General features: G+C 64.8%; 12 protein-coding genes and 1 tRNA gene. All 13 read right to left on the reverse strand.

Annotated elements, in window-relative coordinates:
- Positions 1 to 5: 5 nt before the first annotated feature.
- Complete coding sequence (gene nuoL / locus AC1DYD_RS36095; protein ID WP_478177541.1) at positions 6 to 2,024, reverse strand: NADH-quinone oxidoreductase subunit L; 2,019 nt, start codon at positions 2,022 to 2,024, stop codon at positions 6 to 8.
- Between the two features lie 13 nt (positions 2,025 to 2,037).
- The gene (nuoK, locus tag AC1DYD_RS36100; RefSeq protein WP_478177542.1) at positions 2,038 to 2,346 is read right to left on the reverse strand and encodes an NADH-quinone oxidoreductase subunit NuoK; all 309 of its coding nucleotides are present in this window, start codon (positions 2,344 to 2,346) and stop codon (positions 2,038 to 2,040) included.
- On the reverse strand, positions 2,343 to 2,990 hold the full coding sequence (locus AC1DYD_RS36105) for an NADH-quinone oxidoreductase subunit J (protein WP_478177543.1): 648 nt from the start codon (positions 2,988 to 2,990) through the stop codon (positions 2,343 to 2,345). Before AC1DYD_RS36105 ends, nuoK begins: the two co-directional genes overlap by 4 nt.
- A gap of 51 nt (positions 2,991 to 3,041) precedes the next feature.
- The gene (gene nuoI, locus AC1DYD_RS36110; RefSeq protein WP_286529791.1) at positions 3,042 to 3,584 is read right to left on the reverse strand and encodes an NADH-quinone oxidoreductase subunit NuoI; all 543 of its coding nucleotides are present in this window, start codon (positions 3,582 to 3,584) and stop codon (positions 3,042 to 3,044) included.
- Positions 3,585 to 3,595: 11 nt separating this feature from the next.
- Positions 3,596 to 4,672: an NADH-quinone oxidoreductase subunit NuoH gene (gene nuoH, locus AC1DYD_RS36115; protein ID WP_478177544.1), complete on the reverse strand. Its 1,077-nt coding sequence runs from the start codon at positions 4,670 to 4,672 to the stop codon at positions 3,596 to 3,598.
- Positions 4,669 to 6,813 carry an NADH-quinone oxidoreductase subunit NuoG gene (nuoG, locus tag AC1DYD_RS36120; RefSeq protein WP_478177545.1) on the reverse strand — a complete coding sequence of 715 codons (2,145 nt, stop codon included), beginning with the start codon at positions 6,811 to 6,813 and terminating at the stop codon, positions 4,669 to 4,671. Before nuoG ends, nuoH begins: the two co-directional genes overlap by 4 nt.
- Before the next feature lie 21 nt (positions 6,814 to 6,834).
- Positions 6,835 to 8,175, reverse strand: coding sequence for an NADH-quinone oxidoreductase subunit NuoF (nuoF, locus tag AC1DYD_RS36125; protein ID WP_478177546.1), 1,341 nt, complete (start codon positions 8,173 to 8,175; stop codon positions 6,835 to 6,837).
- Positions 8,175 to 8,708 (reverse strand): NADH-quinone oxidoreductase subunit NuoE family protein, encoded by a 534-nt coding sequence (locus AC1DYD_RS36130; RefSeq protein ID WP_478177547.1) that lies wholly within the window; start codon positions 8,706 to 8,708, stop codon positions 8,175 to 8,177. Before AC1DYD_RS36130 ends, nuoF begins: the two co-directional genes overlap by 1 nt.
- Before the next feature lie 8 nt (positions 8,709 to 8,716).
- Positions 8,717 to 9,970, reverse strand: coding sequence for an NADH-quinone oxidoreductase subunit D (locus tag AC1DYD_RS36135; protein WP_478177548.1), 1,254 nt, complete (start codon positions 9,968 to 9,970; stop codon positions 8,717 to 8,719).
- Between the two features lie 82 nt (positions 9,971 to 10,052).
- The gene (locus AC1DYD_RS36140) at positions 10,053 to 10,667 is read right to left on the reverse strand and encodes an NADH-quinone oxidoreductase subunit C (RefSeq protein ID WP_478177549.1); all 615 of its coding nucleotides are present in this window, start codon (positions 10,665 to 10,667) and stop codon (positions 10,053 to 10,055) included.
- Between the two features lie 12 nt (positions 10,668 to 10,679).
- Positions 10,680 to 11,159 carry a NuoB/complex I 20 kDa subunit family protein gene (locus AC1DYD_RS36145; protein ID WP_021008163.1) on the reverse strand — a complete coding sequence of 160 codons (480 nt, stop codon included), beginning with the start codon at positions 11,157 to 11,159 and terminating at the stop codon, positions 10,680 to 10,682.
- Positions 11,160 to 11,174: 15 nt separating this feature from the next.
- A complete protein-coding gene (locus AC1DYD_RS36150; RefSeq protein WP_478177550.1) occupies positions 11,175 to 11,534 on the reverse strand; it encodes an NADH-quinone oxidoreductase subunit A in 360 nt (119 codons plus the stop codon).
- Between the two features lie 58 nt (positions 11,535 to 11,592).
- Positions 11,593 to 11,677: transfer RNA gene (locus tag AC1DYD_RS36155), tRNA-Leu, on the reverse strand.
- Between the last annotated feature and the right edge of the window lie 199 nt (positions 11,678 to 11,876).

An 11,876-nucleotide genomic window follows, 5' to 3' on the forward strand; every position in this document is an offset into this window, starting at 1 on the left:
GCCGCTTAGCGCTTGAACCAGACGAAGTACGACATCAGGATGAAGATGCCGAGCAGCATCGAGAAGGCGTAGTGATAGATATAGCCCGACTGCAGCCAGCGCACCGCGCCGGCGATGCGGCCGACCAGCTTCCAGGAGCCGTCGACGATGGCGCCGTCGATGATTCCCTGGTCGCCGCCCTTCCAGAGGCCGGTGCCGAGCGCACGGGTGGCGCGCGCGATGACGTTCTCGTTGAACCAGTCCATGTAGTACTTGTTCTCGAGCAGGGTGTAGATCGGCCCGAAGGCCCGCTTGATCGCGGCCGGCACGGCCGGATTGACCAGGTACAGGTACCAGGCCACCACCACGCCGCCGAGCGCGAGCCAGAACGGCGCCGCGGTCAGGCCGTGGAGGGCCATCGCGACCGGGCCGTGGAAGGCCTCTGCCAGTTCCTTCATCGCTTCGTGCTGGCCTTCGTCAATGAAGATCGCGCCCTTGAAGAACTCGCCGTAGAGCATCGGCTGGATCGTCATGAAGCCGATCACGACCGAGGGGATCGCCAGCGCCACCAGCGGCACCCAGACCACCCAGGGTGACTCGTGCGGCTCGTGGTGGTCATCGTGGCCGTGACCATGGTCATCGTGGTGCGCATCCGGGTTCTGGTCGAAGCGCTCCTTGCCGTGGAACACCATGAAATACATGCGAAACGAATACAGGGCGGTGACGAACACGCTCGCCAGCACCGCGAAGTAGGCGAAGCCCGAGCCCCAGAGGTGGCTCTCGTGCACCGCCTCGATGATGCTGTCCTTGGAATAGAAGCCCGAGAAGAATGGCGTCCCGATCAGCGCCAGCGAGCCCACCAGCGAGGTGATCCAGGTGATCGGCATGTACTTGCGCACGTTGCCCATCCAGCGCATGTCCTGGTTGTGGTGCATGCCGATGATCACGGAACCGGCGCCGAGGAACAGCAGCGCCTTGAAGAAGGCGTGGGTCATCAGGTGGAACACGGCGACCGAGTAGGCCGAGGCGCCGAGCGCCACCGTCATGTAGCCGAGCTGCGACAGCGTGGAATAGGCCACCACGCGCTTGATGTCGTTCTGGACGACGCCCAGGAAGCCCATGAACAGCGCGGTGATGGCGCCGATCACGAGAATGAAGCTCAGCGCCGTGTCGCTCAGCTCGAACAGCGGCGACATGCGCGCCACCATGAAGATGCCGGCCGTGACCATGGTCGCGGCGTGGATCAGCGCCGAGATCGGGGTCGGGCCTTCCATCGAGTCGGGCAGCCAGACGTGCAGCGGGAACTGCGCGCTCTTGCCCATTGCGCCGATGAACAGGCAGATGCAGATCACGGTGATCAGCATCCACTCGGTGCCCGGGAAGGTGATCTTGGCCAGCGCGTCGGCCTTGGCGAAGGCTTCGCCGTAGTTCAGCGTCCCGGCGTAGGCGGCGATCAGGCCGATGCCGAGGATGAAGCCGAAGTCGCCCACGCGGTTGACCACGAAGGCCTTCAAGTTGGCGAAGATCGCGGTCGGCCGGTTGTACCAGAAGCCGATCAGCAGATAGGACACCAGGCCCACCGCCTCCCAGCCGAAGAACAGCTGGAGCATGTTGTTGCTCATCACGAGCATCAGCATCGAGAAGGTGAACAGCGAGATGTAGGCGAAGAAGCGGTTGTAGCCGTCGTCTTCCTGCATGTAGCCGATGGTGTAGACGTGCACCATCAGCGACACGAAGCTCACGACGCACATCATCATCGCGGTCAGGCCGTCGACCAGGAAGCCGATCTCCATCTTCAGGCCGCCGACGGTCATCCATTCATAGATGGTGGCGTTGAAGCGCGCGCCGTCGTTCACGACGCTGTTGAGCGTCATGGCGGAGATGATGAAGGACAGCAGCACGCCGAAGATGGTCAGCGAATGCGTGATGCGGCGGCCGATCTGGTTGCCGCCGAACTTGGTGCCGAACAGGCCGGAGACGACGGCGCCGACCAGCGGCGCCAGCGGAACGATCAGCAGGGAGGATGCGGAAAGAGTAGCGCTCATGAGTAAACCTTCTTCAGCCCTTGAGCGCGTTGAGCTCGTCGATGTTGATGTTCGACTTGTTGCGGAACAGCAGCACCAGCAGCGCCAGCCCGATGGCCGACTCGGCGGCCGCGACCGTCAGGATGAAGAAGACGAAGACCTGTCCGTGCATGTCGCCGAGGAAGTACGAGAAGGCGACGAAGTTCGTGTTGACCGCGAGCAGCATCAGCTCCACGCACATCAGCAGCACGATCAGGTTCTTGCGGTTCAGGAAGATGCCGATCACCGACAGCGCGAACAGCATCGCGCCGAGCGAAAGAAAGTGTCCGAGCGTGAGTGTCATGCCTTGGTCTCCGCTGTGGCCGCGGCTTGTTCCGCGACCGGTTCAGCCTGGCGTGTGACAGGCATCTGGACGATGCGCACGCGGTCGCGCGCCTTGACGCGGACCTGGTCGGCCGGGTTCACGTACTTGCTGTCCTTGCGCCGGCGCAAGGTCAGCGCGATGGCGGCGACGATCGCCACCAGAAGGATCACGGCGGCAATCTCCAGCGGGTAGAGATACTGCGTATAGAGCAGCTTGCCGAGTTCGAGCGTGTTCGAGGTGTCCGGACCGGTGGCCAGCGGGCTCTTGGGCGCGCTCAGGCGGAAGCCGCCCATCAGCACCGCGGCCATCTCGAGCGCGATCAGCGCGCCGGCGCCGGCGGCCAGCGGGAAGTGCTTCCAGAAGCCCTCGCGCAGGCCTTCGACATTGATGTCCAGCATCATCACCACGAACAGGAACAGCACCATCACCGCCCCCACGTAGACCAGCACCAGCGAGATCGCGAGGAATTCCGCGCGCAGCAGGAGCCAGATGGCCGATGCCTGGAAGAACGCCAGCACCAGGTAGAGCGCCGCATACACGGGGTTGCGCGCGGTGATGACGCGGAAGGCCGCGAACAGCAGCACCGCGGCAAACAGATAGAACAGACCGGTCTTGACGTCCATGGATTTGGATTCGTTTTCTTCGAGCTTCGGGCTAAGACTGAAACTCAGGCTTCAGCGGTATTTGGCGTCCGCCGCCTTGTTGGCGGCGATTTCTTTTTCGTAGCGGTCGCCGACGGCGAGCAGCATGTCCTTGGTGAAGTACAAGTCGCCTCGCTTCTCGCCGTGGTATTCGAAGATGTGGGTCTCGACGATCGAGTCGACCGGGCAGCTCTCTTCGCAGAAGCCGCAGAAGATGCACTTGGTCAGGTCGATGTCGTAGCGCGTGGTGCGGCGGGAGCCGTCGTCACGCACCTCGGATTCGATCGTGATCGCGAGCGCCGGGCAGACGGCCTCGCAGAGCTTGCAGGCGATGCAGCGCTCTTCGCCGTTCTCGTAGCGGCGCAGCGCGTGCAGGCCGCGGAAGCGCGGCGACAGCGGCGTCTTCTCTTCCGGGAACTGCACGGTGATCTTGCGGCTGAAGGCGTACTTGCCGGTCAGCGCCAGGCCCTTGAACAGTTCCACCAGCATGAAGCTGGACAGGAAGTCCTTGAGCGAGAACGGTGCGGACGCGGTCGTCGAGGAGCGCGCAAGCGCGCTGGCGGAGGGCGCAGTCATGGCAGTTCCAGTTATTTCCAGATGTTGAAGGGGGTCTGCATCCAGGCGCCGACCACCACCAGCCACACCAGCGTGACCGGAATGAAGATCTTCCAGCCCAGCCGCATGATCTGGTCATAGCGGAAGCGCGGGAAGGTCGAGCGGACCCAGAGGAACATGGTGACCACGCAGAAGGTCTTGATGCCGAGCCAGATCCAGCCCGGGATGAAGGCCAGGAAGTCGAACGGAGGCAGCCAGCCGCCGAGGAACAGCACCGCGCACAGGATCGAGACCAGCCACATGTTGGCGTACTCGGCCAGGAAGAACATCGCGAAGCTCATGCCCGAGTACTCGATCATGTGGCCGGCGACGATTTCCGATTCGCCTTCGACGACGTCGAAGGGGTGGCGGTTGGTCTCGGCCAGGCCCGAGATGAAGTAGACGACGAAGATCGGCAGCAGCGACAGCCAGTTCCACGACAGGAAGCCGATGCCCATCGAGGCGAAGTGGCCCCTGCCCTGCCCGGTCACGATGTCGGTCATGTTGAGGCTGGCCGAGACCATCAGCACGACGACGAAGCAGAAGCCCATCGCGATTTCGTAGCTGACCATCTGGGCCGAGGCGCGCAGCGCGCCCAGGAAGGCGTACTTCGAATTCGAGGCCCAGCCCGCGATGATCACGCCGTAGACCTCGAGCGAGGTGATGGCCATCACGAACAGCAGCCCGGCGTTGATGTTCGCCAGCGCCACCTCGGGGCCGAAGGGAATGACCGCCCAGGCGGCCAGCGCCGGCATGATGGTCATGATCGGGCCGAGCAGGAACAAGCCCTTGTTGGCCACCGTCGGCAGGATGATTTCCTTGGTCAGGAGCTTGAGCGCGTCGGCGATCGGCTGCAGCAGGCCCAGCGGGCCGACGCGGTTGGGGCCGATGCGGATCTGCGTGAAGCCGATGGCCTTGCGCTCCCACAGCGTGAGGTAGGCGACCGCGCCCATCAGCGGGATGACGACGACGATGATCTTGATCAGGGTCCAGATCACCGGCCAGAGGAAGCCGGTCCACCAGCCCGAGGACACCAGGCCCAGGCCGAAGCCGTGCAACGCGTCGATCATGCCGACACCTCCTGCGCAGCCGCTGCCTGGCGGGCGTCGGCGGTGAGTTGCAGCGAGGGCGCGCGGCGCACGATCGAGTCGAGCTGGTAGATGCTCGCGACCACCGGAGCCGGTTGTGGCGCGGCGCTGGTATCGATGCCGGCGGCGGTGGCGTTGGACAGCTTGTCGGCCGCCACCTGGGTCGGCGAACCAAGCTCGGCCAGCACGTCGGCGGTGGACTCGAACGCGAAGCCCGGCAGGCCCAGCAGATTGGCCAGCACGCGCAGCACCTTCCAGGCCGGACGCGCTTCGCCCTGCGGCTTGACGACCGCATGGAAGCTCTGCACGCGGCCCTCGGCATTGACGAAGCTGCCCGGCGTTTCGGTGAACGGCGCGATCGGCAGCAGCACGTCGCTGAATTCGAGGTTGGCCTTGAAGGGGCTCAAGGTGACGACCATCTGCGCGTGCGCGAGGCCTTCGATCGCGCACTCGCCCGCGGCCGAATCGAACACCGGCTCGGTGTTGAGCAGCAGCACCGCCTTGAGACCGCCCGCGAGCATCTGGCCCGCGTTCAGGGCGCCGTCCTTGGGGCATGCGCCGACCAGCTGCGCGCCGACCGTGTTGGCGGCTTCGGTCAGGTAGCCGACGCTGGCACCGGTCTGGGCGCCGATCCAGTTGGCGAGCGCCAGCAGGCTGCTCGCGCGAGGATGGTGGGCAGCGGCATTGCCGAGCAGGATCGCCTTGCGTTCGCCGCCAAGCAGCGATGCGGCCAGGGACTTGGCAGCGTCGCTGGGGGCGTCGCCGAGCGCCAACGGCGCAACGGCACCGGTGCTCTCGGCGATCGCGCCGGCGAGCTCCACCAGCGCGTCGACCCATTGGTCGGCGGGCATGCGCACCGCATTCGCGAGCGGGATGGCCCAGGCGTCGGCATCGGCCAGCAGCTCGGGCGAGGTGATGGCGTTCAATGCGCCACCCTTGCGCACCGACTGGCGGATGCGCTGCGCGAACAGCGGATGGTCCTTGCGCAGATTCGAGCCCACGACCAGCACGCGCTGCAGCTGCGACAGCGAGGCGATCGAGGTTCCGAGCCAGCGGATGCCTTCGGCCGCGCCGAACTCGGCGTTGCGCAGGCGGTGGTCGATGTTGTTGCTGCCCAGGCCTTGCGTCAGCAGCTTGGCGAGTTGCAGTTCCTCGAGCGTGCTGTGCGGGCTGACCAGGGTGCCGATGCTCCGGGCGCCGTGATCGGCCTTGATCTGCTTGAGGCCGTTGGCGACGTATTCGAGCGCGGTCTGCCAGTCGACCTGCTGCCAATGGCCGCCTTGCTTGAGCATCGGCTGCGTCAGGCGCTCGGGCCCGTTGAGGGCCTCGTACGAGAAACGGTCGCGGTCGGCGATCCAGCACTCGTTGACGTCTTCGTTCTCGAGCGGCACCACGCGCATCACGCGGTTGTTCTTGACCTGGACGATCAGGTTGGCACCGGTGGAATCGTGCGGGCTGACCGACTTGCGGCGCGACAGCTCCCAGGTGCGGGCACTGTAGCGGAAGGGTTTGCTGGTGAGCGCGCCGACCGGGCAGATGTCGATCATGTTGCCCGACAGCTCGGAGTCGACCGAGTCGCCGAGGAAGGTTTCGATCTCGGCGTGCTCGCCGCGGTGCGACATGCCGAGCTCCATCACGCCGGCCACTTCCTGGCCGAAGCGCACGCAGCGCGTGCAATGGATACAGCGGCTCATCTCTTCCATGCTGATCAGCGGGCCGACGTCCTTGTGGAACACCACGCGCTTTTCTTCCTCGTAGCGGGAAGACGAGGCGCCGTAGCCCACGGCCAGGTCCTGCAGCTGGCATTCGCCGCCCTGGTCGCAGATCGGGCAGTCGAGCGGGTGGTTGATCAGCAGGAACTCCATCACCGACTGCTGGGCCTTGATGGCCTTGTCGCTCTTGGTGCGCACGATCATGCCCTGCGTCACGGGCGTGGCGCAGGCCGGCATCGGCTTGGGCGCCTTTTCGACGTCGACCAGGCACATGCGGCAGTTGGCCGCGATGCTGAGCTTCTTGTGATAGCAGAAGTGCGGGATGTAGGTGCCCGCCTTGTCGGCCGCATGCATGATCATGCTGCCTTCGACGATGTCGACCTTCTTGCCGTCGAGTTCGATTTCAACCATATATTTTTCTCGCGCCCCTCATCAGGCCTTGGCCGGCGTCTTCGGGACGTAGCCCGGGATCAGTGCCTCGAACTCGTGGCGGAAATGCTTGATCATGGCCCGCACCGGCATCGCGGCGGCATCGCCCAGCGCGCAGATGGTGCGGCCCTGGATGTTGTCGGCGACCGAATTCAGCAGGTCCATGTCGGTGGCCTTGCCGTGGCCGTTGTGGATGCGGTCGACCACGCGCCAGAGCCAGCCCGTGCCCTCGCGGCAGGGCGTGCACTGGCCGCAGGATTCGTGCATGTAGAAATACGAGAGGCGCTTGAGCGACTCGACCATCGAGCGGCTGTCGTCCATCACGATCACCGCGCCCGAGCCCAGCATCGAGCCGGCCTTGGCGATGGAGTCGTAGTCCATCGTGCACTGCATCATGATGTCGGCCGGCAGCACCGGCGCCGACGATCCGCCCGGGATCACGGCCTTGAGCTGGCGGCCCTTGCGGACACCGCCGGCGAGCTCGAGCAGCTTCGAGAATGGCGTGCCCATCGGCACTTCGTAGTTGCCGGGCAGCTCGACGTCGCCGCTGACCGAGTAGATCTTGGTGCCGCCGTTGTTCGGCTTGCCGCACTCGAGGTACGCCACGCCGCCGTTGTTGATGATCCACGGCACCGCGGCGAAGGTCTCGGTGTTGTTGATCGTGGTCGGCTTGCCATAGAGGCCGAAGCTGGCCGGGAACGGCGGCTTGAAGCGCGGCTGGCCTTTCTTGCCTTCGAGCGATTCGAGCAGTGCCGTCTCTTCGCCGCAGATGTAGGCGCCGAAGCCGTGCGCCGCGTGCAGCTGGAAGTTGTAGGTGCTGCCCATGATGCCGTCGCCGAGATAGCCGGCGGCGCGCGCCTCTTCCAGTGCTTCCTCGAAGCGGTCGTAGGTCTGGAAGATCTCGCCGTGGATGTAGTTGTAGCCCACGCTGATGCCCATCGCATAGGCGGCGATGGCCATGCCCTCGATCACGATGTGTGGGTTGAACTGCAGGATGTCGCGGTCCTTGCAGGTGCCGGGTTCGCCCTCGTCCGAGTTGCAGACCAGGTACTTCTGGCCCGGGAACTGGCGCGGCATGAAGCTCCACTTGAGGCCGGTCGGGAATCCGGCGCCGCCGCGGCCGCGCAGGCCCGAGGCCTTGACTTCGGCGATCACCTGGTCGGGCGTCAGGCCCTCGGCGAGGATCTTGCGCAGCGCCTTGTAGCCGCCGCGGGCTTCGTAGTCGGCCAGCCGCCAGTTGGTGCCGTTGAGGCCGGCGTAGATCTGCGGCTCGATGTGGCGGTCATGAAAACAGGTCTGGACACCGGTGGCCTGGAACTGCGAGAGCACTTGCTCGGGCGACATCATTGGGCCCCCTTGGCGGTCGCACCGCGCAAGCCGTCGATCAGCTGGTCGAGCTTTTCGTTGCTCATGAAGCTGCACATGGTGCGGTCGTTGACCAGCATCACGGGCGAATCGGCGCAGGCGCCGAGGCACTCGCTCTGCTGCAGCGTGAACAGGCCGTCGGGCGTGGTCTCGCCCATGCGGATGCCGAGCTTCTTCTCGAGATGGGCCAAGGCGTTGGCACCGTCGCGCAGCTGGCACGGCAGGTTGGTGCAGACGTTGAGCTTGTAGGCGCCCACCGGCCGCTGGTTGTACATGTTGTAGAAGGTCGTGACCTCGTGCACGGCGATCGGCGCCATGCCGAGGTAGGCGGCGATCTCGCGCTCGCGCTGTTCGCTGACGAAGCCCTCGTCCTGCTGCACGATCGCCAGGCAGGCCATCACGGCCGACTGCTTGCCGGCCGGCGGGTACTTGGCGACCTCGCGGGCGAAGCGATCCAGCGTGGCGGCCGACAGCGCCGGTTGGCTGCCGTGGGAAGAAGTGTCGGAATGCATGGGATGGCTCATCGATCGATCTCGCCGAACACGATGTCCATGGTGCCGATCACGGCGACAGCGTCGGCAATCATGTGGCCGCGCGCCATTTCATCCAGGGCCGCCAGATGCGGGAAGCCCGGTGCGCGGATCTTCAGACGGTAGGGCTTGTTGGCGCCGTCGCTCACGAGGTAGATGCCGAACTCGCCCTTGGGATGCTCGACGGCGGCATAGGCCTCGCCCTCGGGCACGTGGAAACCTTCGGTGAAGAGCTTGAAGTGATGGATCAGCTCTTCCATGTTGGCCTTCATCGACTCGCGCGCCGGCGCCGCCACCTTGTGGTTGGCCGTGATCACCGGGCCCGGGTTGGCGCGCAGCCAGGCCGAGCACTGCTGGATGATCTTGTTGGCCTGGCGCATCTCCTCGACGCGGACCAGGTAACGGTCGTAGCAGTCGCCGGTGACGCCCACCGGCACGTCGAATTCCATGCGGTCGTAGACGTCGTAGGGCTGCTTCTTGCGCAGATCCCAGGCGATGCCCGAACCTCGCAGCATCGGACCGGTGAAGCCGAGGTTGAGCGCCCGCTCGGGCGTGACCACGCCGATGCCGACCGTGCGCTGCTTCCAGATGCGGTTGTCGGTGAGCAGTGTCTCGTACTCGTCGACCATCTTCGGGAAGCGCTTGCAGAAATCGTCGATGAAGTCGAGCAGCGAGCCCTGGCGGTTCTCGTTGAGCCGCTCGATCGCCTTCGCGTTCTTGATCTTGCTGACCTTGTACTGCGGCATGACGTCCGGCAGGTCGCGGTAGACGCCGCCCGGACGGAAGTAGGCCGCGTGCATGCGCGCGCCCGACACCGCCTCGTACATGTCGAACAGGTCTTCACGCTCGCGGAAGCAGTAGATGAGCATGTTCATCGCGCCGCAGTCGAGGCCGTGCGCGCCGAGCCACAGCAGGTGGTTCAGCAGCCGGGTGATCTCGGCGAACATGACGCGGATGTACTGCGCGCGCAGCGGCACGTCGAGGCCCATGAGGCGCTCGATCGCCAGGCAGTAGGCGTGCTCGTTGCTCATCATCGACACGTAGTCGAGCCGGTCCATGTAGGGCAGCGACTGGATGAAGGTGCGCGATTCGGCCAGCTTCTCGGTTGCGCGGTGCAGCAGGCCGATGTGCGGGTCGGCGCGCTGGATGACTTCGCCGTCGAGCTCGAGCACCAGGCGCAGCACGCCGTGCGCTGCGGGGTGCTGGGGACCGAAGTTCAGGGTGTAGTTCTTGATTTCGGCCATCAGGCCTCCCGCCGGGCCGCCCCAAGGGCAGGCCGCGCCCCCTCGGGGGGCAGTGAATACACGAAGTGATGAACGTGGGGGCTCATTGATGCAATCCACCACCGTAGTTGTCTTCGCGGATCACACGCGGCGTGATCTCGCGCGGCTCGATCGAGACCGGCTGATAGATCACGCGCTTCTGCTCCGCGTCGTAGCGCATCTCGACATGGCCCGACACCGGGAAGTCCTTGCGGAACGGGTGGCCGATGAAGCCGTAGTCGGTCAGGATGCGGCGCAGGTCGTCATGGCCCTCGAAGACGATGCCGTAGAGGTCGAAGGCTTCGCGCTCGAACCAGCCGGCCGCGTTCCAGACGCTGGTCAGCGAATCGACGACCGGCAGGTCTTCGTTGGGCACGAACACCTTGAGGCGCACGCGCTGGTTGAGGCTCACGGACAGCAGGTGCGAGACGACGCCGAAGCGCTCCCCTTCCCACTCGCCCTCGCGGTAGCCGGAGTAGTCCATGCCGCAGAGATCGATCAGCTGCTCGAAGCGGCAGCCCGGCGCGTCACGCAGCAGGCTGGCGGCTTCGAGGTAGTCGGCGGCACCGACCACCACCGTCACCTCGCCCAGCGCGAGCGTGACGCTCTTCGCCTTGGAGCCAAGCGTTTCGGTGATCTGGGTCTGCAGCGCCTCGGGAGAAATGGCAAAGTCGGTCATGTCTCTCGCTCTTCAGGCGCGCGCGATCGTGTTGGTGCGACGGATCTTCTGCTGGAGCTGGATGATTCCGTACAGAAGCGCCTCGGCGGTCGGCGGGCAGCCCGGCACGTAGACGTCGACCGGCACGATGCGGTCGCAGCCGCGCACGACCGAATAGCTGTAGTGGTAGTAGCCGCCGCCATTGGCGCAGGAGCCCATCGAGAGCACCCAGCGCGGCTCGGGCATCTGGTCGTAGACCTTGCGCAGCGCCGGCGCCATCTTGTTGCACAGCGTGCCGGCCACGATCATCAGATCGGACTGGCGCGGGCTGGGGCGGAACAGCATGCCGAAGCGGTCGATGTCGTAGCGGGCGGCGCCCGCGTGCATCATTTCCACGGCACAGCAGGCCAGACCGAAGGTCATGGGCCACAGTGATCCGGTCTTGGCCCAGTTCACCACCGAGTCGTAGGTGGTGGTGACGAAGCCTTCCTTCATGACGCCTTCAATGGCCATTTTGCGGATTCCTTGTCATTCCCAATCGAGCGCGCCTTTTTTCCACTCGTAGACGAAGCCCACGACGAGGATGGCCAGGAAAATCATCATGGCCCAGAAGCCGACGGCACCGATCTCCTTGAGCGCAATGGCCCAGGGAAAGAGAAAAGCGATTTCGAGATCGAACAGGATGAAGAGGATCGCGACCAGGTAGTACCGGACGTCGAACTTCATGCGCGCATCTTCGAAAGCCTCGAAGCCGCATTCGTAGGGGGAATTCTTGGCCTGATCAGGCCGGTTGGGACCAAGGATGTAACCCAGAACCTGCGGAGCGACGCCGACCCCGACGCCGACCAGGATGAACAACAGGACGGGAAGGTAGGAATCGAGGTTCATCAGGGGGTTCTAACACCGCTTGACACTGGCAGGAAGCACATTTCCTGCCAGTGAGATTTGGTGCGGTCGGCGAGACTCGAACTCGCACAGCTTTCGCCACTACCCCCTCAAGATAGCGTGTCTACCAATTTCACCACGACCGCGGTTTTTGCTGCCCGGATGGCATGAGGAACCTTGTAAGGTTTTGGCTTTCCGGAACAGCTTTAGAGTTTACCCTGAAAATCGGCCGTTTTCACTCGACGGCCAAAGAGATCGCGCGCGTTTACTTGGCCGGGATCTGGCCCGCCCCTGCCGCGGGCGCAACCGGCGCCGAGGCCGGGGCCGCCGGCGCGGACGCGGCGC

The organism is Variovorax sp. P4_B11 (assembly GCF_056402355.1).

Bases quoted from the DNA above. Each gene is read 5' to 3' on its own strand.
- AC1DYD_RS36130 (WP_478177547.1), bottom strand. From the start codon at position 8,708: ATGCATTCCGACACTTCTTCCCACGGCAGCCAACCGGCGCTGTCGGCC.
- AC1DYD_RS36135 (WP_478177548.1), bottom strand. From the start codon at position 9,970: ATGGCCGAAATCAAGAACTACACCCTGAACTTCGGTCCCCAGCACCCC.
- AC1DYD_RS36150 (WP_478177550.1), bottom strand. From the start codon at position 11,534: ATGAACCTCGATTCCTACCTTCCCGTCCTGTTGTTCATCCTGGTCGGC.
- AC1DYD_RS36145 (WP_021008163.1), bottom strand. From the start codon at position 11,159: ATGGCCATTGAAGGCGTCATGAAGGAAGGCTTCGTCACCACCACCTAC.
- nuoI (WP_286529791.1), bottom strand. From the start codon at position 3,584: ATGACTGCGCCCTCCGCCAGCGCGCTTGCGCGCTCCTCGACGACCGCG.
- AC1DYD_RS36140 (WP_478177549.1), bottom strand. From the start codon at position 10,667: ATGACCGACTTTGCCATTTCTCCCGAGGCGCTGCAGACCCAGATCACC.
- nuoH (WP_478177544.1), bottom strand. From the start codon at position 4,672: ATGATCGACGCGTTGCACGGCTTCGGCCTGGGCCTGGTGTCCTCGGGC.
- nuoF (WP_478177546.1), bottom strand. From the start codon at position 8,175: ATGTCGCCCGAGCAAGTGCTCTCGCAGTTCCAGGCCACCGGTGTCCAG.
- nuoK (WP_478177542.1), bottom strand. From the start codon at position 2,346: ATGACACTCACGCTCGGACACTTTCTTTCGCTCGGCGCGATGCTGTTC.
- nuoL (WP_478177541.1), bottom strand. From the start codon at position 2,024: ATGAGCGCTACTCTTTCCGCATCCTCCCTGCTGATCGTTCCGCTGGCG.
- AC1DYD_RS36105 (WP_478177543.1), bottom strand. From the start codon at position 2,990: ATGGACGTCAAGACCGGTCTGTTCTATCTGTTTGCCGCGGTGCTGCTG.
- nuoG (WP_478177545.1), bottom strand. From the start codon at position 6,813: ATGGTTGAAATCGAACTCGACGGCAAGAAGGTCGACATCGTCGAAGGC.